The 18,819-nt window shown below is 65.0% G+C and carries 21 protein-coding genes and 1 tRNA gene; 12 read left to right on the forward strand and 10 right to left on the reverse strand.

Going from position 1 to position 18,819, the window contains the following annotated elements:
- Positions 1 to 8: 8 nt before the first annotated feature.
- The gene (gene cmk, locus ACMDCR_RS02550) at positions 9 to 632 is read right to left on the reverse strand and encodes a (d)CMP kinase (protein ID WP_413991016.1); all 624 of its coding nucleotides are present in this window, start codon (positions 630 to 632) and stop codon (positions 9 to 11) included.
- Complete coding sequence (aroA, locus tag ACMDCR_RS02555; RefSeq protein ID WP_413991017.1) at positions 629 to 1,996, reverse strand: 3-phosphoshikimate 1-carboxyvinyltransferase; 1,368 nt, start codon at positions 1,994 to 1,996, stop codon at positions 629 to 631. The genes cmk and aroA overlap by 4 nt, the downstream gene beginning before the upstream one ends.
- Before the next feature lie 239 nt (positions 1,997 to 2,235).
- Here aroA and ACMDCR_RS02560 point away from each other — a divergent pair, with 239 nt between their 5' ends.
- The 3 genes from ACMDCR_RS02560 (at position 2,236) to ACMDCR_RS02570 (ending at position 3,477) form a co-directional block, all read left to right on the forward strand.
- Entirely contained in the window at positions 2,236 to 2,637 is a 402-nt protein-coding gene (locus ACMDCR_RS02560) for a TIGR02300 family protein (protein ID WP_413991018.1), read from the forward strand.
- A gap of 186 nt (positions 2,638 to 2,823) precedes the next feature.
- Positions 2,824 to 2,899, forward strand: a tRNA-Ala gene (locus tag ACMDCR_RS02565).
- Positions 2,900 to 3,087: 188 nt separating this feature from the next.
- Complete coding sequence (locus tag ACMDCR_RS02570; RefSeq protein ID WP_413991019.1) at positions 3,088 to 3,477, forward strand: DUF2177 family protein; 390 nt, start codon at positions 3,088 to 3,090, stop codon at positions 3,475 to 3,477.
- A gap of 57 nt (positions 3,478 to 3,534) precedes the next feature.
- Here the strand turns inward: ACMDCR_RS02570 and ACMDCR_RS02575 are convergent, their stop codons facing one another.
- The 4 genes from ACMDCR_RS02575 to ACMDCR_RS02590 are packed head-to-tail and all read right to left on the reverse strand — an operon-like array spanning position 3,535 to position 6,646.
- The gene (locus tag ACMDCR_RS02575; protein WP_413991020.1) at positions 3,535 to 4,587 is read right to left on the reverse strand and encodes an SAM-dependent methyltransferase; all 1,053 of its coding nucleotides are present in this window, start codon (positions 4,585 to 4,587) and stop codon (positions 3,535 to 3,537) included.
- Positions 4,584 to 5,402, reverse strand: a complete 819-nt coding sequence (locus ACMDCR_RS02580; protein WP_413991021.1) for a DUF1295 domain-containing protein — start codon at positions 5,400 to 5,402, stop codon at positions 4,584 to 4,586. The genes ACMDCR_RS02575 and ACMDCR_RS02580 overlap by 4 nt, the downstream gene beginning before the upstream one ends.
- 12 nt (positions 5,403 to 5,414) lie before the next feature.
- Positions 5,415 to 6,077 carry a ChrR family anti-sigma-E factor gene (locus ACMDCR_RS02585; protein ID WP_413991022.1) on the reverse strand — a complete coding sequence of 221 codons (663 nt, stop codon included), beginning with the start codon at positions 6,075 to 6,077 and terminating at the stop codon, positions 5,415 to 5,417.
- On the reverse strand, positions 6,074 to 6,646 hold the full coding sequence (locus tag ACMDCR_RS02590; protein ID WP_413991023.1) for a sigma-70 family RNA polymerase sigma factor: 573 nt from the start codon (positions 6,644 to 6,646) through the stop codon (positions 6,074 to 6,076). Before ACMDCR_RS02590 ends, ACMDCR_RS02585 begins: the two co-directional genes overlap by 4 nt.
- Positions 6,647 to 6,855: 209 nt before the next feature.
- Between ACMDCR_RS02590 and ACMDCR_RS02595 the strand changes: the two genes are divergently transcribed.
- Genes ACMDCR_RS02595 through ACMDCR_RS02610 form a run of 4 tightly spaced genes read left to right on the forward strand, consistent with a single transcriptional unit; the run spans position 6,856 to position 10,664 of the window.
- Positions 6,856 to 8,202, forward strand: coding sequence for an NAD(P)/FAD-dependent oxidoreductase (locus tag ACMDCR_RS02595; protein WP_413991024.1), 1,347 nt, complete (start codon positions 6,856 to 6,858; stop codon positions 8,200 to 8,202).
- Positions 8,203 to 8,261: 59 nt separating this feature from the next.
- Positions 8,262 to 9,020: a DUF1365 domain-containing protein gene (locus ACMDCR_RS02600; RefSeq protein ID WP_413993809.1), complete on the forward strand. Its 759-nt coding sequence runs from the start codon at positions 8,262 to 8,264 to the stop codon at positions 9,018 to 9,020.
- Positions 9,013 to 10,266 carry a class I SAM-dependent methyltransferase gene (locus ACMDCR_RS02605; protein WP_413991025.1) on the forward strand — a complete coding sequence of 418 codons (1,254 nt, stop codon included), beginning with the start codon at positions 9,013 to 9,015 and terminating at the stop codon, positions 10,264 to 10,266. Before ACMDCR_RS02600 ends, ACMDCR_RS02605 begins: the two co-directional genes overlap by 8 nt.
- Complete coding sequence (locus ACMDCR_RS02610) at positions 10,263 to 10,664, forward strand: DUF2147 domain-containing protein (protein WP_413991026.1); 402 nt, start codon at positions 10,263 to 10,265, stop codon at positions 10,662 to 10,664. Before ACMDCR_RS02605 ends, ACMDCR_RS02610 begins: the two co-directional genes overlap by 4 nt.
- Before the next feature lie 50 nt (positions 10,665 to 10,714).
- Here the strand turns inward: ACMDCR_RS02610 and ACMDCR_RS02615 are convergent, their stop codons facing one another.
- The 4 genes from ACMDCR_RS02615 to ACMDCR_RS02630 all read right to left on the reverse strand — a co-directional run bounded on the left by ACMDCR_RS02615 (position 10,715) and on the right by ACMDCR_RS02630 (position 14,879).
- Positions 10,715 to 11,365 (reverse strand): GntR family transcriptional regulator, encoded by a 651-nt coding sequence (locus tag ACMDCR_RS02615; RefSeq protein ID WP_413991027.1) that lies wholly within the window; start codon positions 11,363 to 11,365, stop codon positions 10,715 to 10,717.
- 143 nt (positions 11,366 to 11,508) lie between these two features.
- Positions 11,509 to 12,525, reverse strand: a complete 1,017-nt coding sequence (locus ACMDCR_RS02620; protein ID WP_413991028.1) for a sugar kinase — start codon at positions 12,523 to 12,525, stop codon at positions 11,509 to 11,511.
- A 46-nt stretch (positions 12,526 to 12,571) separates the two neighbouring features.
- Complete coding sequence (locus ACMDCR_RS02625) at positions 12,572 to 13,804, reverse strand: ROK family protein (protein WP_413991029.1); 1,233 nt, start codon at positions 13,802 to 13,804, stop codon at positions 12,572 to 12,574.
- Positions 13,805 to 13,994: 190 nt separating this feature from the next.
- Positions 13,995 to 14,879, reverse strand: coding sequence for a sugar phosphate isomerase/epimerase family protein (locus ACMDCR_RS02630; RefSeq protein ID WP_413991030.1), 885 nt, complete (start codon positions 14,877 to 14,879; stop codon positions 13,995 to 13,997).
- Positions 14,880 to 15,073: 194 nt separating this feature from the next.
- Between ACMDCR_RS02630 and ACMDCR_RS02635 the strand changes: the two genes are divergently transcribed.
- The 5 genes from ACMDCR_RS02635 (at position 15,074) to tal (ending at position 18,817) form a co-directional block, all read left to right on the forward strand.
- The gene (locus ACMDCR_RS02635; protein WP_413991031.1) at positions 15,074 to 15,814 is read left to right on the forward strand and encodes an SDR family oxidoreductase; all 741 of its coding nucleotides are present in this window, start codon (positions 15,074 to 15,076) and stop codon (positions 15,812 to 15,814) included.
- A 222-nt stretch (positions 15,815 to 16,036) separates the two neighbouring features.
- Positions 16,037 to 16,711: an RNA polymerase sigma factor gene (locus tag ACMDCR_RS02640; protein ID WP_413991032.1), complete on the forward strand. Its 675-nt coding sequence runs from the start codon at positions 16,037 to 16,039 to the stop codon at positions 16,709 to 16,711.
- A gap of 70 nt (positions 16,712 to 16,781) precedes the next feature.
- The gene (locus ACMDCR_RS02645) at positions 16,782 to 17,306 is read left to right on the forward strand and encodes a DUF4142 domain-containing protein (protein WP_413991033.1); all 525 of its coding nucleotides are present in this window, start codon (positions 16,782 to 16,784) and stop codon (positions 17,304 to 17,306) included.
- A complete protein-coding gene (locus ACMDCR_RS02650) occupies positions 17,303 to 17,635 on the forward strand; it encodes a cupredoxin domain-containing protein (protein WP_413991034.1) in 333 nt (110 codons plus the stop codon). Before ACMDCR_RS02645 ends, ACMDCR_RS02650 begins: the two co-directional genes overlap by 4 nt.
- A gap of 96 nt (positions 17,636 to 17,731) precedes the next feature.
- Positions 17,732 to 18,817, forward strand: coding sequence for a transaldolase (tal, locus tag ACMDCR_RS02655; RefSeq protein ID WP_413991035.1), 1,086 nt, complete (start codon positions 17,732 to 17,734; stop codon positions 18,815 to 18,817).
- Positions 18,818 to 18,819: the final 2 nt, after the last annotated feature.

Raw genomic sequence — 18,819 nt, forward strand, 5'->3', positions numbered from 1 at the left:
AGGGTTGATTAGTCCTTATGCCGGTTTGCGAGGAGGAGTGCGGCGGCAAAGGCGCTCTCGACATCGAGGGCGGTGGTGTCGAGTACATGCGCATCGGGTGCGGGCTTCAGCGGGGCATCGGTGCGACCGGCGTCTCGCGCGTCGCGCTTGCGGATATCAGCCAGCACCTCCTCATAAGGTGGGGCATCGCCGCGCTTCTCCAGCTCCAGATGGCGCCGCCGTGCCCGGATCTCCGGCGCGGCCGTGACAAAGATCTTCACCTCGGCGCCGGGTGCGATCACGGTGCCGATGTCGCGGCCATCGAGCACCGCCCCGCCGCGCTGGTGGGCGAATCGGCGCTGCAGGTCGAGCAGGGCCTTGCGCACCTTGGGGTGGGCGGCGACGATGGAGGCGGCTTCCCCCATCTCGCGCCCCCGCAGACGGGTTTCGTCCAGCTCGGCGACGTCGAGCAGTTCGGCGATCTCAGCGGTGGCATCGGCGTCGTCGAGCTCTAGTCCCCGGTCGAGCGCCACACGGCCCACCGCGCGGTAGAGCAAGCCGGTGTCGAGATGGGGCAAGGCGAAATGCTCGGCCAGGCGCTTGGCCAGCGTGCCTTTGCCGGATGCGGCGGGGCCATCAATCGCGATGATCATGCCAAGTCGGCTCCAAAGTCCGCTCCGAGGCTGCGCATTGTCGGGATAAAGCTGGGGAAACTGGTGGCGATGAAGGCCGTGTCGTCCACGCGCACGGGTGCGCGCGAGGCCAGGCCCATCATCAGGAAGGCCATGGCGATACGATGGTCCATGCGGGTGACGACCTCGCCGCCGCCCGGAACGGCAGCCGAACCGGCAACGACGAGGTCATCGCCCACGATGCGATGAACGATGCCATTGGCGGCGAGGCCGGCGGCGACGGCGGCCAGGCGGTCGCTCTCCTTCACCCGCAACTCGCCGAGGCCACGCATATGGGTTTCGCCTTCGGCGAAGGCGGCTGCCACCGCCAGCACCGGATATTCGTCGATCATCGAAGGTGCGCGTTCGGCGGGCACCTCCACGCCTCGGAGGGCGGAATGGCGCACGGTGAGATCGGCGACGTCCTCGCCGCCCTCGACCCGGACGTTGGTCCGGGAGATGTCGGCGCCCATTTCGCACAGGGTGGTGATCAGCCCGGTGCGCAGCGGATTCATCATCACGCCCTCGATCACGATGTCCGAACCCGGCACGATTAGCGCCGCCACCAGCGGGAAGGCGGCGGATGAGGGATCGGCGGGCACGATGACCGGCTTCGGCTCCAGTTCCGGCCGACCGCGCAGCACGATCCTGCGGCCATGCGCGCCATGCGGGGTGATGGCGACCTCCGCGCCGAAATGGCGGAGCATTCGCTCGGTATGGTCACGCGTCGCCTCGGCCTCGATCACCGTCGTCTCGCCCGGAGCGTTGATGCCTGCGAGCAGCACGGCGGACTTGACCTGCGCAGAGGCGACCGGACTCTCATAGCTGATCGGCACGGGATCGGCGGCGCCGCGCAGGGTCAACGGCAGGCGGTTGCCCTCGGCGCTGGTGACGATTTCGGCGCCCATCTTGAGCAGTGGGGTCAGCACCCGCATCATCGGCCGCTGGCGAAGCGAGGCGTCGCCGTCGAATGTGGCGGTAACGCCATGGCCGGCCACCACGCCCATCATCAGGCGCGAGCCTGTGCCGGCATTGCCGAAATCGAGCGTACCATCGGGCGAAAGCAGACCGCCGACACCGACGCCCTGGACGCGCCATGAGCCTTCGCCGATTCGCGTAATGGTCGCGCCGAGCCGACGGCAGGCTTCCGCGGTCGCCATGACGTCACCGGCCTCGAGCAGCCCCTCGATCTCGGTTTCGCCTACGCTGAGCAGGCCGAAGATGAGGGCACGATGCGAGATCGACTTGTCGCCGGGCACTCGCACCTTGCCCTTCAGGCCCGGCGAGCGGTGCGCGGAAAGGGGCTTGGTCTCGATCGGGGCGGGTTTTTGCAGGCGGGCGGGCATGACCGGGCGCTTAGCATGGATGGGGGGAGGAAGGATAGCTATGTCGAGGGGCGCAACGCGAGCCTCCCCCACGAAGCTGGTGGGCGCCCTCGCGTGGCGTTTTTTCCTGATCGAACGTGACTGCTGCCCCTTGCCAAGCCGGGAAAAGCGCCCATCTTTGCGAATCTGATTGACATCGAGGCCGGTTGTCTGTAGCGGCCTCGCACTCCATTTTTCGACATTCGACAAAGGTTTACGCCGTGGCCAGACCCGAACTTGGCACGAAGCGCGTTTGTCCGACGACAGGCCGCAAATTCTACGATCTAAACAAGGATCCGATCATCTCGCCCTACACCGGCCAGGTGGTCACCATCGCTGCGCCGGTGCTGCTGCGTGGCGCCCGTCCGGATGCCGTCGTCCCGCGCGCCGTTCCGACGGAAGAGGATACCGATCTTGATCCGGTGGCTGATGCCGAACTGATCAGCCTGGAAGAGGCCGACGACGAAGCGGGCGCCGCCAAGACCGTGGTCGGCGACGATGATATCGACGTCGAGGACGATACGACTGCCGATGACGATACCTTCCTCGAGGAAGACGAGGACGAGAGCGACGACGTCACCGACCTGATCGGCGACGGCATCGAGGACGACGAGGAAGCCTGAGACGCATCCTTGCGCTGGACGAGGCGCGGTTTTCCACAGGATCGCGCCTTTTTGACGGGGAAGTGTTTTTTCCGAAATTTCTTCGTCACATCACTTGCATCGAGCCGCCACCTGTGAGAAAGGAGCGGCCCGTCGGCGGAAACGCCGAGGAATATGAAGGCGGCGCCCAAACCGCTTTCGAGACGTGGGGTCATAGCTCAGCTGGGAGAGCGCTACAATGGCATTGTAGAGGTCGACGGTTCGATCCCGTCTGGCTCCACCAAATCTTCCCGGACTACGAAAGCCGCCTCAGGGCGGCTTTGTTGTTTCTGGGGAGCAGCGCTTCCTTTGGCAATGGCTGCGATTCCATGCCGGTCTGCAGACCGGCATCGTCCGTGGCGAGCACATCCCCATCCCACTGATCCACCGCCCGTTCCCACTCGTATCGAGGGTAACGATTCGGAGCGGTTCATGATCAAGACAGCCCTGGCCTACGCGGCCACGCTCGCCTGTTTTCTCTCGATCGATGCGATTTGGCTCACCCAGATGACAGGCTGGCTCTACCGGCCGCTGATCGGTCCGCTCCTCGCCGATTCGGTGGTGCTGGCGCCGGCCGTGCTGTTCTATCTTCTCTATGCCGCCGGAATCGTTGCCTTGGCGATCCGGCCTTCAAGCCACTGGCAAGGGGCACTCGCCCGCGGCGCCATTCTGGGCCTCACCGCCTACGGCACCTACGATCTCACCAACCACGCCACTCTGAAGGACTGGCCGCTGGCGATTACGCTGGCTGACATGGCCTGGGGCACGATGCTGACGGCGATCGGGGCCGTGGTGGGCTATGGCGCGGCGAGGGCGGTGTAGTCTTCCCGGGTGCGCGGGCTTTCTGCCCGCATCTTCTCATCGTGCGAGCGCTGCGGTTCAAGATGCGGGCAGGATGCCCGCGCACCCGGGACTCGCACGTAGCCGATAATGGCTCACGCCCCACTCCCGCCCGCCCGCATGGCCGAACAGGCCTTCCGTGGCGAGGAAGAACAGGCGCCAGCGGCGCTTCCACAGGGCGGCGTCCCGGCCATAGACGTCACGCAGGATCGCGTCGATCGCCTGGCCGTGGGCGTCGAAATTGGCAAGCCAGTCCTGGGCCGTGCGCTGGTAGTGCCGGCCGCTCCACTGCCAGGCCTCGTCGAGGGTGAAGATGTCGTCGAACTGGCGGATGAGATCGTGGCTCGGCATGATGCCGCCTGTGAAGAAATGCTGGGCGATCCAGTCCGTCTTGTCGGCATGGTCGAAGCGGTAGGGTTGGCTGCGATGGCTGAACACATGCAGGAACAGCCGGCCCTCGGGCTGGAGCCAGCCGCTGATACGGGTCAGCAGCGCGCGCCAGTTGGTCATGTGCTCGAACATCTCCACCGAGACGATGCGCACGAAGCGGCCATTGGGCGTGAAGTCATTCATGTCGGCGGTGACGACCGTGAGGTTGCGCAGCCCGCGCATGGTGGCCCCGGTCTCGATGAAGGCGCGCTGGCTGGCCGAATTCGAGACGGAGGTGATCTCGGCCTTCGGGAAGCGTTTCGCCAGGGCGAGGCTGAGGGAGCCCCAGCCGCAGCCAAGCTCAAGTATGGTCTGGCCGTCCTGCAGGTCGGCATGGGCGATGGTCTCGTCCAGCGCCAGCGTCTCGGCTTCGGCGAGAGTCTCCGTGCCCTGGGGATAGAGGCAGCACGAATATTTGCGCTGTGGGCCCAGGATGAGGGCGAAGAAAGCCGAGGGTATCTCGTAGTGCTGGGCATTGGCTTCGCTCGCATGCAGCGCAATCGCGTGCTCGCCCATCATGGCTGCAAAGGGCACATCTGTGGAAGGGCGGGTGGCCAGGCGTCGACGGGTGCGGCCCACCAGGAAGTTGACGCCCCCCCGCGTCATCCAGTCCGGCAGGGGAGTGCTCTCGATCACGTCGATGGCGGAAGCGAGCATGCTCATCGCAGGGGTTCCTTGACCGGAAAAGTGGGAAAGAAGGCGCTCACCTTGGCCTGGTAGGCGCGATAGGCCTGCCCGCGCGAGCGCAGCATATGAGCCTCGAGCGGCGGCACGCCGGAGACATGGACGAGCAGCCAATACATGAAGGCGGGACCCGACAGCGCCAGCCAGCCCCACGGATAGCCGCCACCGAAGTCGATGGCGATCAGGGGGTAGGCAAGCCAGGCCAGCCATTCGAAGAAGTAATTGGGATGGCGGGAGAGCGACCACAGGCCCTCATTGCACACACGCTTGCCATTGGCGGGATTGGCCCGGAAGCGCGAGAGCTGGAGGTCGCTGAGACCCTCGCCGGCGATGGCTGCGAGCAGGAGGGCGATCCCGGCGATATCGTTCCAGCGCAGCGGGCCGGGACGGTGGCCGGCCAGAAGCACGGAGACAGCCAGGAGAAGGGAGCAGACGGCCTGGAGCTGCAGGAACCAGAACAGGCGGCGAGGAAAGGCCTCACCCCATTCCTGCGCGAGCTGATGGTAGCGCGGGTCTTCGCCGCCACTCAGCGTGCGCTTGAGGATATGGCCGCCAAGCCGCAGGGCCCAGAGAAGGGCGAGCGACGCCACAAGGCCCTGGCGCAACGGCTCGGGTGTTCCGCCCACGGGAGCCAGCGCCAGCATGGCGCCGGCAACGCCGAGCCCTATCGTCCAGGCGACGTCGGCCCAGCCCGATTTGCCCGTACGCCGCTGCACCAGCCAGGCGCAGGCCATGGTGAGGCAGAGGAAGAGGCCTGCGCCTGCCATCCAGTAAAGGAAGGGAAGGGCTATCATCGGTTTCGCGCCTCAGATGTCGATGAAGCGCTGGATCAGCCGGCCGGTCCAATGGCTCGGACGCGTGCGGCCGTCGATGGCGATCAGGCAGATGCAGCCATGCTCCGGATCGGAATGCGGCTGGTGGCGCAGGCCAGGCTCGGCCTGGGCGCAATCGCCGACCTCGAAGCGCTGGTCCTCGTCAACAAGCGCCCCTGCGAGGAGCTGCGCGAGTTCGACACCGTCATGATCGTGATGGGGCACCGTCACGCCAGGCGCGGCCCTGAGCAGAAAACAGCGTTCCCTGGTTTTCCACAGGCCTTCGATCTTGCTGATCTCGATGCCGGGCGCCGTCCAGCGCCAGGGGCCGATGTCCTGACCGGCAAGCGACTTCGGCAGCTCGATGCCGAGCGGAAAGCTCGCGGGCGTGAGGCGCGGGGCGGGAGGCGGCGGTTCAGGTGCGTCCAGCGCCGCCAGGGCGCGAGCCAGCGCATCGGAGGCAAGCGCCACCGGCGCCTGGGCCTCCAGCATGACGCCGCCGACGGTCTCGAAGCCGGCCAGACGGGAGCGGCAGGCGGGGCAGGTCTCGAGATGGGCGCCGACCACGAGGCGATGCGCGAGGCCGAGGGTGCCCGTCGCATAGGCGAGCAGGACGCCGTCGTCCGGATGATGCGTGATGGGGCGGGTAAGCGTCATGACAAGTCGTCCAAAAGCAGGCGCAGCCGCGCAATGGCGAGGCGGATACGCGATTTGACCGTGCCGAGCGGGATGCCGAGCTCGGCGGCAACCTCCGAATGTGGCCGGTCCTGAAAGAAGGAGAGCTGAAGTATCGTATTCTGCTCCGGCGAAAGCGTGGCGAGAGCGGCTCGCAGGCGCTGCTCCCGTTCGGCTGAGAGCACGGCGGTCTCGGCACTCTCCACGGCATCCTCCTCCACCGGCTGAGCCTCGGCTCCGGGCGGTGGCCCGTCGCGGCGCAGGCGGTCGACGGCGAGGTTGCGAGCGATCGTGAAAACCCAGGTGCTGGCCGTGCCCCGTTCGGGCTGGAAGTGCGCCGCCTTGCGCCAGACCGAGAGCATCGCCTCCTGGGCGATCTCCTCGGCCAGGCTCGCATTGGCGCCGCGCCGCATCAGGAAGCCCTTCACGCGGGGGGCGAAATAGGCGAACAGCCTGGCAAAAGCCTCCCGGTCCGCGCGCTGGGCGATGGCAACCACCAGGGCATCCATCATCGCGGGTGTGTCAGGCTGGGACGCCGCGGCCTCGTTCATCGTCACGACGCTCCCTTGCCGGGACGGCGTCTGCCGGATGCGAACAACAAGCATTGGGTGTGCCAGAGAGCCATACATGCCTCTGATACGCGGGATCGGCGGATCTGGATCAGTGATCCAAGCCAGAGCCTGAAACGTATAGCCGTCATCGACTTCATTGCCAAACCGGCGGGTGCTTGCGGCGTCCGCCTCATGTCCGGGGCGCGATCATGACAAGCGATGCCGTTTGCCCATCCCTGCGGATTGCCGTCGTCGGCTCCGGCATCGCTGGCCTTTCGGCCGCATGGCTCCTGTCAAAGCGCCATGACGTCACGCTCTATGAGGCTGCCCCGCGCCCAGGGGGCCATTCAAATACTGTTACCGTAACGGGCGAGCGGGGACCGGTGCCCGTCGACACCGGCTTCATCGTCTATAATGAGGTGACCTATCCCAATCTCACGGCCTTGTTCGACCATCTGGAGGTGCCGACCAGGCCCTCCGACATGTCCTTCGCCGTTTCCCTGCGCGGTGGGCGGCTCGAATATGCCGGCACCGATCTCAAGGGCCTGTTCGCCCAGAAGCGCAATCTGATCCGCCCGCGATTCTGGTCGATGCTGCGCGAACTCCTGCGCTTCTACCGTGAGGCGCCGGGCCATCAGGCCGGTCTCGGCGATCTCACCCTCGGTGCCTATCTCGATCGCGAGGGCTATGGGCGGGCGCTGCGTGAGGACCATCTATATCCGATGGCGGCAGCGATCTGGTCGATCCCGACGCGGCAGGTGATGGACTATCCAGCCGCCGCCTTCATCCGCTTCTGCGACAATCACGGCCTGCTGAAAATCTCCAATCGCCCGGTCTGGCGCACGGTGGAGGGTGGCGCAAAGGTCTATGTGCGGGCACTGCTCGACGATTTCGCCGGTCAGCTGCATCTGGGCATGCCGGTGCAGCGCGTGTGGCGGAGCGAAGATCACGTCACCGTCGAGGCGCTCGGCGCCGCGCCGGTGCGCTACGATCACGTCGTGCTCGCCAGCCACGCCGACCAGAGCCTCGATCTGCTTGCCGATGCGATGACGGACGAAGTCCATCTGCTCGGCTGCTTTCGTTACAACCTGAACGAGGCGATCCTGCATCGCGACCCCTCGGTGATGCCGAAGCGGACAGCGGCGTGGGCGAGCTGGAACTACGCCTCCTCAGGCGGGATCGAGGCGCCGCTCTCGGTGACCTACTGGATGAACAGCCTGCAGGGCATCGACCCCGGCAATCCGCTGTTCGTGACGCTCAATCCTTGTACGGCGATCGATGAAAGCAAGTTGATCTGCCGGCAGCTCTATGAGCACCCCATCTTCGACAAGGCGGCGATTGCGGCTCAGCGCGCCCTATGGTCGCTGCAGGGCGTTCGCCGCACCTGGTTCGCCGGTGCCTATTTTGGGGCCGGATTCCATGAGGATGGCCTGCAGGCGGGTCTGGCGGTCGCCGAGGCACTCGGCGATGTGCGCCGTCCCTGGCAGGTCGAGGCCGAATCGGGCCGCATCCATATCGGCGAGATGCCACGGCCCAAACAGGAGGTGGCCGCGTGAGACGGGCTCCTTCCTTGCTGAGCGGCAATCGGGCCTCCTCCCTTTACGAAGGCTGGGTGATGCACCAGCGCCTGCGCCCTGCGGCCCATCGCCTGCGCTACCGCATCCTTTCGCTCTTCCTCGACCTCGACGAGATCGACATCCTGACGCGGACCTGCCGCCTTTTTTCCCGCAACCGCTTCAATCTCTTCAGCTTTCACGATCGCGATTATGGCTCAGGTGGCTCGGGGAGCCTGCGCAGCCAGATCGAGGCGCATCTGACCGAGGCTGGCTTGCCCATCACAGGCGGTCCCATCCGCGTGCTGACCATGCCGCGCATCCTCGGCTGTGCCTTCAACCCGCTCAGCCTGTTCTTCTGCTACCGGCCCGACGGCGGGCTAGCGGCTATCCTCTACGAGGTCAACAACACCTTCGGCCAGCGCCACGCCTATCTCATTCCGGCCGAGCCGGAGGCAGACGGCACGTTGCGCCAGGCCTGCGCCAAGGACTTCTACGTCTCGCCCTTCATGGCGATGGATCTCGCCTATGCCTTCCAGCTTTCGCCGCCGGACGAAAAACTCGCTCTGCTGATCCGCGTCAGCGACGACAAGGGCCTCCTCCTCACCGCCGCCCATTCGGCGCGGCGCGTGGCCTTCAGCGATGCCGCACTGCTGCGCGCCTTCCTTAGCCATCCCCTGCAGGTGATCCGCGTACTCGGCGGCATCCACTGGGAGGCGCTGCGCCTGTGGCTGAAGGGGTTGCGCCTCAAGCCGCGGCCGCCGCCACCGGCCCGGCCCGTCACCTCAATCTCGCCCCCCGGACACCACGACCATGGCTGACATCACCACACAAATGCAGGATCTCGGCTTCAGCGATGCCTTTCCCCAAGCCCTGGCAGGACGCGGCCTGACGGCGCTGCTCTTCCGGCGCCTCCTGGCGTGCCTGCACGAGGGCTGCCTTACCATCGTGATGCCGGACGGGCAGTTCGTGACCCGTCAGACCGGCCAGCCCGGGCCGGAGGCCGTGCTGGTCCTGCACCGCTACCGCGCCTTGCGCCGTCTCGTCTTCGGCGGCGACGTCGGTTTCGCCGAGGCCTATATCAAGGGCGAGTGGTCGAGCCCGGATCTCACCGCCCTCGTCGAGTTGGTGGCCCGCAACGGCAGCGAGATCATGGATCGCCTGAGCGGCTCGTTGCCGAGCCGGCTCATCAATTGGCTGAACCACCGCCGCAATGCCAACACCAAGGCCGGCGCCCGGCGCAACATCCAGTTCCACTACGATCTCGGCAATGAATTCTACCGGCGCTGGCTGTGCAGCCGCATGCTCTATTCCGCCGCCATCTATGAGGGCGAGAATGACACGCTCGAGGAGGCGCAGGAGCGCAAGCTCGAGGCGATCGCAGCCGCCCTCGACCTTGCTCCCGACGACCGGGTGCTGGAGATCGGTTGCGGCTGGGGCGCTCTCGCCGTCCGCCTGGCCGCCGAACATCGCGTTGCTATCACTGGCGTGACGCTCTCGCAGGCCCAGCTCATCGAGGCCTGGCGAGTGGCGCAGCAGGCAGATGTCTGGTCGAGCACCGATCTCAGGCTGCAGGATTATCGGGATATCGACGGCACCTTCGACCGCATCGTGTCTATCGAGATGATCGAGGCGGTTGGCGAACGCTTCCTGCCTTCCTATTTCCGAACGCTGGCGGAGCGTCTGGCTCGGGGCGGGCGCGTGGTCGTGCAGGCGATCACCATCGCCGAGGAGCGCTTCGAAGCCTATCGCGCCAATCCCGATTTCATCCAGCGCTACATCTTCCCGGGAGGCTTCCTACCCACCAAGGCCTTGATGCGCGAGCGCCTGGAAGAGGCGGGCCTGAGGCTTGTCGCGTCGCAGAATTTCGGCCTCAGCTATGCCCGCACTCTCCGCGATTGGCGCGAGCGCTTCGAGGCCGCCTGGCCCGAGATCGCGCGGATGGGCTACAGCGAGGCCTTCCGGCGCATGTGGACCTATTACCTATGCTATTGCGAGGCCGGTTTCCGCGCGGGGGCGCTGGATGTCGGGCTGTATTCTCTCGAACATGCCGGAGATCGCGCATGAGAAGGTTTGCTCTGTCTCTGTTCGCCCCGCCTGTGCTCGCCTTTTCCGTGCTCGCCTGGCCGGCGCTCGCACAGGCAGGGGGCGGCTTCCGCGATACACTGGGCAACTGGTCGCGTGACGACGGCAACGCCAAGGTTCGCCTCGCCCCCTGCGGCGCCGCGCTTTGCGCCACCAACACCTGGATCCGAGACCCCGCCAGCAGCGAGAAGGTGGGCGACCGGCTGGAGATGAAGCTGCAATCTTCTGGCGCGGATGTCTGGAAGGGCACCGCCTATGATCCGCAGCGCCAGCGAAGCTACGCCATGACGATGAGCCTCAAGGGTGGCAAGCTCCTCACACGCGGCTGCGTGCTGGGCGGGTGGCTGTGCAAGAGCGTGAGCTGGACGCGGATGCGTTGACGTGAACTGGGCGATCGACTGGAGAGGCGCAATCTCAGGTCTTACGCCCTCTATCCCGCGTTGAACTGCTCCGTCAGATCCGCCAGCGTCGTCTCGATATGGGTGGCGGTCTTTGCGGCGGCCGCTTTCGCATCGCCCTTGCTCCAGCTCTCCAGCAGCCCTTCGTGCTCCGCCTCCGCGCGGGCGTTGCGGCTGGAATATTCCAGATGCTTGAAGATGTAGCGCTCGGCGAGCAGGTGCAGCCGCTCGACGATCTGCAGGGTCACACGTCGCTGCCCGGGCCGGATCAGCGAGAGGTGGAACGCGCGGTTACAGGCGCCGATATCGCCGGTGTGGCCCGATATGGCGGCGTTGAGCGCATCCAGGGCCCTCCGCGCGAAGAGATGGTCGGTAGGGCCGGCGCGCTCGCAGCCAAAGGCCACGGCATCGGGCTCGATCTTCAGACGCAAGGCGAAGACGTCATAGGCATCCTCGACCGAAAGCGGCGCGACGAAGAAGCCGCGATTGGTCTGCGAGATGATCAGGCCATCCTGCTCGAGCCGCGCCAACGCCTCGCGCACCGGGATCTTGCTGACCCCGAGCTCGGCCGCCAGCAGGTCCTGGCGGATCGAGGTATCCGGCGCAAGGCTGCCGGCGATGATGCGGCTGCGCATGACATCGGCGATACGCTCGGGCAGGGCCTTTTTTTCAAGAAGAGTCATGGAGCCGCACGGTTGAAGGACAAGGGGAGGCGGGTCTTCAGACCCGCCTGTGCCGGCGCAGCCTGTGATGCAGGCGAGTCCGAAGACCCGCCCCCCGATACTCTCTAAGCAGACTTTCGATGGCAGGCCAACGCTTCGCCCGCTTAGTTCCTTGTTTGGTCGGAGATTCCCGTCGGAAAACCCCTGGGTGCTTCTCCGGAATCTGCCTGGGTCCGAACCGAGCTTTGTGCAATGAAGCGGTCGAGATCGGCAAAGCTGGAGCTGCCCTCCATCGGTCCCTGCACCGTCACCGTCCTGGCGCCCGCGGCGTTGGCGTAGCGCAGGGCCTCGGACACGCTCTTGCCGAGGCGCCGGGCGACGAGGAAGGTGGCGCCGAAGCAATCGCCCGCGCCGGTGGGATCGACCTCGGCGACGACGAAGCCCGGCATGTCGGTGCGTCCGTTGCTGTCGATATGGCTCGCGCCGGCCTCCCCGCGCTTCAGCACGATTTCCTTCACGCCTGCGTCGAGCAACGCCGCGATCGCCTTCGCTTCGTCGGCCTCGCCGGAGAACAGCGACAATTCCTCGCCCGAAGGCAGGAAGAGATCGGTGACCGACAGCACGCTGTGGAAGATCGCCTTGCCTGACTCGTCGCGCAGCATCTCGCGGCGGATATTCGGGTCGAAGGAGACGGTGCCGCCGCGCGCCTTGAGGGCCGGCAGGGTGGAGCGCACCATGCCCGCAATCGCCGGCACCGGCAGGCCGGACCCCATGACGTGGAGGTGGCCGGCGGCAGCCAGCAGCGTCTCTGCTGCGGGCGTGGCGGCGATGCGGCCCACCGCGCTGTCGCGCATGTTGTAGACGAAAGCGCGACCGCCATCCGGTCGATAGCGCACGAAAGCACTGCCGGTCGCGGCGCCGGGGTGGATGGCCACCGCCGAGACGTCGACGCCGTCCTGCTTCAGGCGCTCCAGGTTGAGTGTGCCGAAATCGTCATCCCCCACCGCAGCCACGATGCCGGCGGGATGGCCGAGCTTGCCGACCTGATCGATGAAGATGGCCGGCGCGCCGCTTGGAAAAGGACCGATCAGGGGCTGCGGCTCAAGGAAGCCGTTGCCGGTGGTGGTCGCCATGATCTCCACCAGGATTTCGCCGATGGTGACGATCTTGCCTTCGATCATGGGGACCTCTGAAGGTTAGGGGAGTGAGGCGTGGGAAGCCTCCCCCTTAGCTCTGGAACAACGTGATCGGCTGCTCGCTGGCATAGATGGCGCTTTCGTCGATCGAGAACATGCGCTGATGCATCAGGAGCGCGGCGCCGAGGGCGGGGCCCTCCAGGCCGAGCGAGGAGGCCTCGATCTTCGGCATGGGGAAGCCCTCGAGCAATTCGCGTTCCATGGCCTCTTCCACCTCCCGAGCCACATAGGGGAAGATCGGCGCGACCGAGCCGCCAAGAATGATCAGGCCGGGATTGAGCACGCTGGTCACCTGGATGAGGCCCATCGCCAGGCTCTGGCCCCAGGCATGCGCCGTCTTCAGCGCCGCTGTCTCGCCCCGCGCCAGTGCCTGCAGGAGGTGGTCGATCTGGGCGTCCGCGGGGGCGCCATTCTCGCGGTAGCGGGCGAGGACGGCGTCCTTGCCTATATAGCTCTCCAGATGCCCGGGCTTGTGGCGGCCGGCATAGAAGCCGGGACCGCCGAGCACGATCTGGCCGAACTCGCCAGCAAGCCCCGCAGAGCCGCGGAACAGCCGCCCACCGATAACGACGCCGCCACCGGCACCGTTCTCGATCAGCAGGAAGGCGACGGTTTCCGAGCGGTGGGTGGTGTCACGATAGGTCTCGGCAATGGCGAAGGCGTTGGCGTCGTTCTCGACAGAGATGTCAAAATCGAGATCGGGGAAGCGCGCCACGATGCGCTCGGCCAGCATCGCCTTGAGACGGACATTGCGCCAGCCCAGAATCAGGCCGTTGATGACCAGCCCGTCGGTGTCGAGCAAAGCAGGCAGGGCCACGCACAGGCCCTTGATTCGGGCGGGATTGGCAAGCCTGCCGATCACCTCGCTGATGAGCGCCGCCATGCGGTCGATGCCGGCCTCGGGCGTTTCTGCGAAGGTGGGGAAGGGGATGGAGATGCGCGAGATCTCCTGTGCCGCCATGTCGATCGCGACAACAGTGAGGCGGTCGACGCCGATTTCGGCGCCGAGGAAGCTTGCGCCAACTGGATCGATCTGCACCTGAATGCCGGGGCGACCGGTCTTGGCGGCCGCCTCGCCGCGCGGTGTGCTCGGCCGCTCGACGGCAAGGCCCCCCGTCATCAGGCTGGTGATGATGTTGCCGGTGGTCGAGCGGTTGAGACCGAGGGCGCGCGCAAGGTCCGCCCTGCTCATGCCCGCATTGCGGAACAGCGCGTTCAGCGCCCTGATTTCGTTGAGGTGACGGACGGTCTGCGGCGTTGCCAAGGGGAGGAGTCCGGGAAAACTATGTTTGCAGTCTATTCCACGAAGGCGAAGGGGATGCAAATGGCTGGGAGCGTGGACGTCGTGCCGGCGCTTCCCGGGTGCGCGGACATCCTGTCCGCATCTTCCTGTCCTGCACCCGCGACATTTCCAAGATGCGGACAAGATGTCCGCGCACCCGGGAAGAACCTACTCACACCGTCCGCGCCGTCTCCGCCTTGCGTTTTGCCACCGCGTAGCAATCCTCGATATAGGCCTTGGCGTGGCGAGCTACCTCGACATTGTCCTTCCAGGTGTTGCGCCAGATCGCGCAGATGATGGAGAGGTCCTCGTCCACCACTTCGGAGGAGAAGCTCTCGAAGGTAATCCAGTCGTCATAGCCGGTGGCGACCAGGCCATCGAAGATGGCTGGGAAATTGATCACGCCCGAGCCGAGGAAACCGCGATTGCTCTCGCCGATATGGAAATAGCCGAGCTTGTTCCCGGCAAGCTTGATCGCCTGCACGGGATCGGCTTCCTCGATATTCATGTGGAAGGTGTCGAGGTGCAGGAAGATGTTGTCGGCGCCGGTATCTTTGATGAAGGCGAGGCCCTGCGCGGTGGTGTTGAGCAGGTTGGTCTCGAATCGATTGACCACTTCGAGATTCAGCGTCACGCCAGCCTCCTTGGCCTTGGGAGCGATGCGCGAGAGGGCGCCGACGCTGTTGTCCCAGCCCTTCTGAGTAGGCAGGCTCTTATATTTGGTATGGGCGGAGAAGATGATGCCGCCGAGCTTCTGGCCGCCGAGGTCCCGGGTGATGGCCACGGCGTCCGACAGGATCTGCTCGCCACGCTTCACCACCGCGGTGTCCTCGCTGGAGATGTCGCCGTCAAGCGGCAGTCCCATGGTGACGGTGACCTTGAGTTCGTAATCCCCAAGGCGCTTGGCGAGCCAGGAGACGTCGAACTTCTTGGGATCGAGGCGGGGAAATTCGATCAGCTTGTAGCCGAGGCGATGCGACTTCTCCATCGCGCCCTCAAGCTCTTGCTGCGTGGTGCCGCCCGTCCAGACAAAGGAATGAATGCCCAGCTTTTCCATGTGCCGTCCCTGCCCTTTTTTCGCGCCGTCGCGGCACTTCACGTGTCCAGACGGCATCGTTGCAATTTTGCGGTTGCTTATTTGTTGTGGGTAGCAGCAAAGTGAAGTCTGTTCAAGTTGTCGGATGATTCATGGATTGTCCGAACGGCAAGAATCGCAAAGACCGCCGGGCAACGGCGGGCAGGGAGGAAGGCATGGGTTCGGGAAAAGCGGTTTCTCTTGGCGGCAAGGTGATGATCGTCACCGGGGCGAGCTCGGGCATCGGCCGGGCGGTCGCACGGCGTTTTGCTGAAGAGGGTGTCAAGCAGGTGCTGGTGGCACGTTCGGCCGACAAGCTCGCAGCGCTCGCGGCCGAGATCGGCGGGGAGACGCTGACGGTTGCCGCCGACCTGGTCGACCCCGGGGCCACCGCTGCGATGATGGAGGCGGCGGGCAAGCGCTTCGGCGCCATCGACATCCTGTTCGCCAATGCGGGCAGCTATATCGCCGGCGACGTCGCCGACGGCAATCCCGACGACTGGGACAAGCTGCTCACCCTGAATATCAACGCCGTCTTCCGCACCGTGCATGCGGTGCTCCCCGGCATGATCGCCCGGCGCAACGGCGATATCGTCGTCACCTCCTCGGTCTCCGGGCATCAGGCCATCCAGTGGGAGCCCGTCTATTCGGCCAGCAAACATGCGGTGCAGAGCTTCGTGCATGGCGTGCGCCGCCAGATCGCCCCGCACAATGTCCGCATCGGCTCGCTGGCGCCGGGCATGGTGCTGAACGAATTGTGGGGCATCACCGATCCCGCCGAGATCGAGCGCCGCGCGGCCGAGCGTGGCGGGCTGCGCTCGGAGGATGTCGCGGAAGCACTGCTCTTCATGCTGACCCGCCCGCCGAACGTAACGATCCGGGACCTCGTGATGTTGCCGCAAAACCAGGATATCTGAGGCTCGCGGCCATGAGATCTCGCTAGCCGGTCGGTCGCAAAGCAATCGAGGTTGCGAGCCCGTGCCTTTCCGGACGGCCGGCGACGATATGCAGGCCAGGCCCTCGGCGATGCGACGGCAGGCAGTCGCCCGCCGATGAGGGAGGTGCTGCCCGGAATTTTGCCGGGAACCTTTCCGCGATGACCGCATCCAATGGGTCGGAACACGGGAGCATCGTGAAAAATGGCCACGCCAAAGCTCGAACCGATCAGCGCCGGCGACCTGATCGATAGGGCGATCCTGCACGACCCCGAGGCGATCCGGGCGATCACAACGCAACATAACCAGCGGCTCTATCGCATTGCCCGTGGCATATTGCGCAGTGATTCCGAAGCCGAGGATGTGCTGCAGGCTGCCTACATGAAGGCGTTCTCCGCGCTATCGAGATTCCGCCGCGACTCCAGCCTGACGACGTGGTTGACGCGTATCGTCATGAACGAGGCCCTCGGCCGGGTGCGCGAGAGAAGGCCGGCTGTTCTTCTCGAATCCGACCGTGCGATCTTGGGAGGCCAAGTGATCCCGTTTCCCACCTTGTCGGCCGAAGCCGATCCGGAGCGAGTCATGGCGCAAAGGCAGATCCAGGCTCTCATGGAAAAGGCCATTGACGAGTTGCCCGATGCCTATCGGGTCGTCTTGGTTGCGCGAGTGATCGAGGACATGAGTCTCGAGGAGACGGCGGAACTGCTCGGTATCCGCCCGGAGACGGTGAAGACACGCCTGCATCGGGCCCGCCGTCTGTTGCGGGAGGCCCTCGAGCGGCAGTCCGGACCCTTCCTGATGAACGCTTTTCCGTTCGATGGCTGGCGTTGTGAGCGCATGACCCAGGCCGTCATCGAAAAGATCCTGTCCAAGGCCTGAAATCTGGGAACCCTCTGGTCCGGAGTGCATCCAATCTCCCGCAAAGCCTATCCAACTCGGGAGAGATTTCATGTCGATTGCCAAACTTGCGGGAGCGGCCGCCCTTTTCGCTATCCTCACCGCCGCCGCGCCGGCGCAGGCCGCCAAGCTCACCGATCCGCAAATTGCCCATATCGCCTACACAGCCGGCGTCCTTGATGTCGAAGCGGCCAAGCTGGCGCTGAAGAAATCGAAGAACAAGGAGGTGATTGCCTTCGCCACGAACATGGTGCGGGATCATGAAGCCGTGAATCAGAAGGCACTTGCCCTGGTGAAGAAGCTGAAGGTCACGCCGGAGGACAATGATGCGAGCAAAAGCCTGGTTAAGCAGGCCGATACCCAGCGGGCGACAATGGCGGCCCTCGAGGGTTCCGCCTTCGACAAGGCCTATGTGGACAACGAGGTCGCCTACCACAAGACCGTAGACGGTGCCCTCGAAACCACCCTGATCCCCAATGCCACCAATGGGGAACTCAAGAGCCTGCTCCAGACCGGCCTGAAGATCTTCCAGGGCCATGAGCAGCATGCCGAACATCTCGCGGGCATGCTGAAATGAAATGCCACGCCCTGACGGTCTGCCTTGGCATCGGAGCAGCCCTGGCGTTCGCGTCTATCGGCGCGAACGCTTTGGCGGCCACCATCAAGGTCAAGATCAACGATGTTGCCTTCGATCCAGCGGTAGTCTTCGCTCATCCGGGTGACGTCATTGAATGGCAGAACGGCGACTTCATCGACCACACTGCCACGGCACGCAACGGCCAATGGGACATCACCCTGCCAATGGGTGCGACCAGGCGCCTCAAGCTGACGCGACCAGGCGAACTTCCGTATTTTTGCAAGTTTCACCCGGGCATGAGGGGAACAATTCACGTCACCGGCCCTTGATGTCATGGGCGAGGCAGCGCCGTTGCGGGCAATCGAAAGCCTGCGAGAGAACGGGCTCCGGATCGGCCGGCTTTTCAGATCATAAGGAGGCTCCACATGAACAGGACGGTACAGTTGCACGACCTCGGCCAAAGCCTGTGGCTCGACAATATCAGCCGCCAGATTCTGGATGACGGGACCTTGCGCCGCTATATTGATGAGTTCTCGATCACGGGCCTGACCTCCAATCCGACGATCTTCCAACAGGCGCTGGCGAATACGAGCGCCTATGACTCAAGCTTGCGTGCCCAATCAGCCTCGCCGCAATCGAGCGAGGCCACCTTCATAGCGCTGGCGCTGGAAGATCTGCGCCGTGCCGCGGATCTCTTTCAGCCGATCTTCGAGGAGACGCGGGGTGTCGATGGCTGGGTGTCGATGGAGGTCTCGCCTTTGCTGGCGCGAGATACCCAGGGCAGCATCGAAGCCGCCAGGCGTATCCACCGCCAGGCGGCCAGGCCTAATCTCTATGTGAAGATTCCGGGTACGGCCGAGGGCGTGCCCGCGATCGAGCAAGCCATCATCGCGGGGGTGCCGATCAATGTCACCCTGCTGTTCTCGCCCAAGCATTATGAAGCCGCGGCCGAAGCTTATCTGCGCGGCATCGAACGTCGCATCGCTCTCGGGCTTGATCCGAAAATCCGGTCCGTTGCATCGCTATTCATCAGCCGCTGGGACAAGGCAGTGCTCGACAAGGTACCCACGGACCTGCACAACCGCCTTGGTATCGCTGTGGGTGCGCAGGCCTACAGGTCCTATCGCACGATATTGGCTTCGCCGCGCTGGAAGCGTCTCGAGACCGCCGGGGCAGTGCCACAACGCCTGCTTTGGGCCAGCACCGGCACCAAGGATCCCAGCGCTCGCGACACCCTGTATGTCGAAGCTTTCGCCGTGCCCGATACCATCGACACCATGCCCGAGAAAACCCTGCACGCCTTTGCGGATCACGGCGAGCTCGGTCGCGCCTCGGTCGAAGATATCGATGCGGCCGATGCCTTGATCGGGGAATTCGCACGTCGTGGCGTCGATGTCGACGATCTCGCTGCGGCGCTGCAAAAGGAGGGTGCGGAGGCCTTCGTCACCTCCTGGAACAAGCTTATGCAACAGATCGAGGACAAGCAGCACGCCCTCGCCGCCAGTGCTTGAAG

Origin of the sequence: Labrys okinawensis (assembly GCF_047345005.1) — a bacterium.
Classification (GTDB): Bacteria; Pseudomonadota; Alphaproteobacteria; order Rhizobiales; family Labraceae; genus Labrys; species Labrys okinawensis.

Coding starts and splice junctions, on each gene's coding strand:
- ACMDCR_RS02575 (WP_413991020.1), bottom strand. CDS start 4,587: ATGAGCATGCTCGCTTCCGCCATCGACGTGATCGAGAGCACTCCCCTG.
- ACMDCR_RS02585 (WP_413991022.1), bottom strand. CDS start 6,077: ATGACGCTTACCCGCCCCATCACGCATCATCCGGACGACGGCGTCCTG.
- ACMDCR_RS02590 (WP_413991023.1), bottom strand. CDS start 6,646: ATGAACGAGGCCGCGGCGTCCCAGCCTGACACACCCGCGATGATGGAT.
- ACMDCR_RS02615 (WP_413991027.1), bottom strand. CDS start 11,365: ATGACTCTTCTTGAAAAAAAGGCCCTGCCCGAGCGTATCGCCGATGTC.
- ACMDCR_RS02645 (WP_413991033.1), top strand. CDS start 16,782: ATGTCGATTGCCAAACTTGCGGGAGCGGCCGCCCTTTTCGCTATCCTC.
- ACMDCR_RS02580 (WP_413991021.1), bottom strand. CDS start 5,402: ATGATAGCCCTTCCCTTCCTTTACTGGATGGCAGGCGCAGGCCTCTTC.
- tal (WP_413991035.1), top strand. CDS start 17,732: ATGAACAGGACGGTACAGTTGCACGACCTCGGCCAAAGCCTGTGGCTC.
- ACMDCR_RS02640 (WP_413991032.1), top strand. CDS start 16,037: ATGGCCACGCCAAAGCTCGAACCGATCAGCGCCGGCGACCTGATCGAT.
- ACMDCR_RS02570 (WP_413991019.1), top strand. CDS start 3,088: ATGATCAAGACAGCCCTGGCCTACGCGGCCACGCTCGCCTGTTTTCTC.
- ACMDCR_RS02620 (WP_413991028.1), bottom strand. CDS start 12,525: ATGATCGAAGGCAAGATCGTCACCATCGGCGAAATCCTGGTGGAGATC.
- ACMDCR_RS02610 (WP_413991026.1), top strand. CDS start 10,263: ATGAGAAGGTTTGCTCTGTCTCTGTTCGCCCCGCCTGTGCTCGCCTTT.
- ACMDCR_RS02635 (WP_413991031.1), top strand. CDS start 15,074: ATGGGTTCGGGAAAAGCGGTTTCTCTTGGCGGCAAGGTGATGATCGTC.
- ACMDCR_RS02595 (WP_413991024.1), top strand. CDS start 6,856: ATGACAAGCGATGCCGTTTGCCCATCCCTGCGGATTGCCGTCGTCGGC.
- aroA (WP_413991017.1), bottom strand. CDS start 1,996: ATGCCCGCCCGCCTGCAAAAACCCGCCCCGATCGAGACCAAGCCCCTT.
- ACMDCR_RS02650 (WP_413991034.1), top strand. CDS start 17,303: ATGAAATGCCACGCCCTGACGGTCTGCCTTGGCATCGGAGCAGCCCTG.
- ACMDCR_RS02600 (WP_413993809.1), top strand. CDS start 8,262: ATGCACCAGCGCCTGCGCCCTGCGGCCCATCGCCTGCGCTACCGCATC.
- ACMDCR_RS02605 (WP_413991025.1), top strand. CDS start 9,013: ATGGCTGACATCACCACACAAATGCAGGATCTCGGCTTCAGCGATGCC.
- cmk (WP_413991016.1), bottom strand. CDS start 632: ATGATCATCGCGATTGATGGCCCCGCCGCATCCGGCAAAGGCACGCTG.
- ACMDCR_RS02630 (WP_413991030.1), bottom strand. CDS start 14,879: ATGGAAAAGCTGGGCATTCATTCCTTTGTCTGGACGGGCGGCACCACG.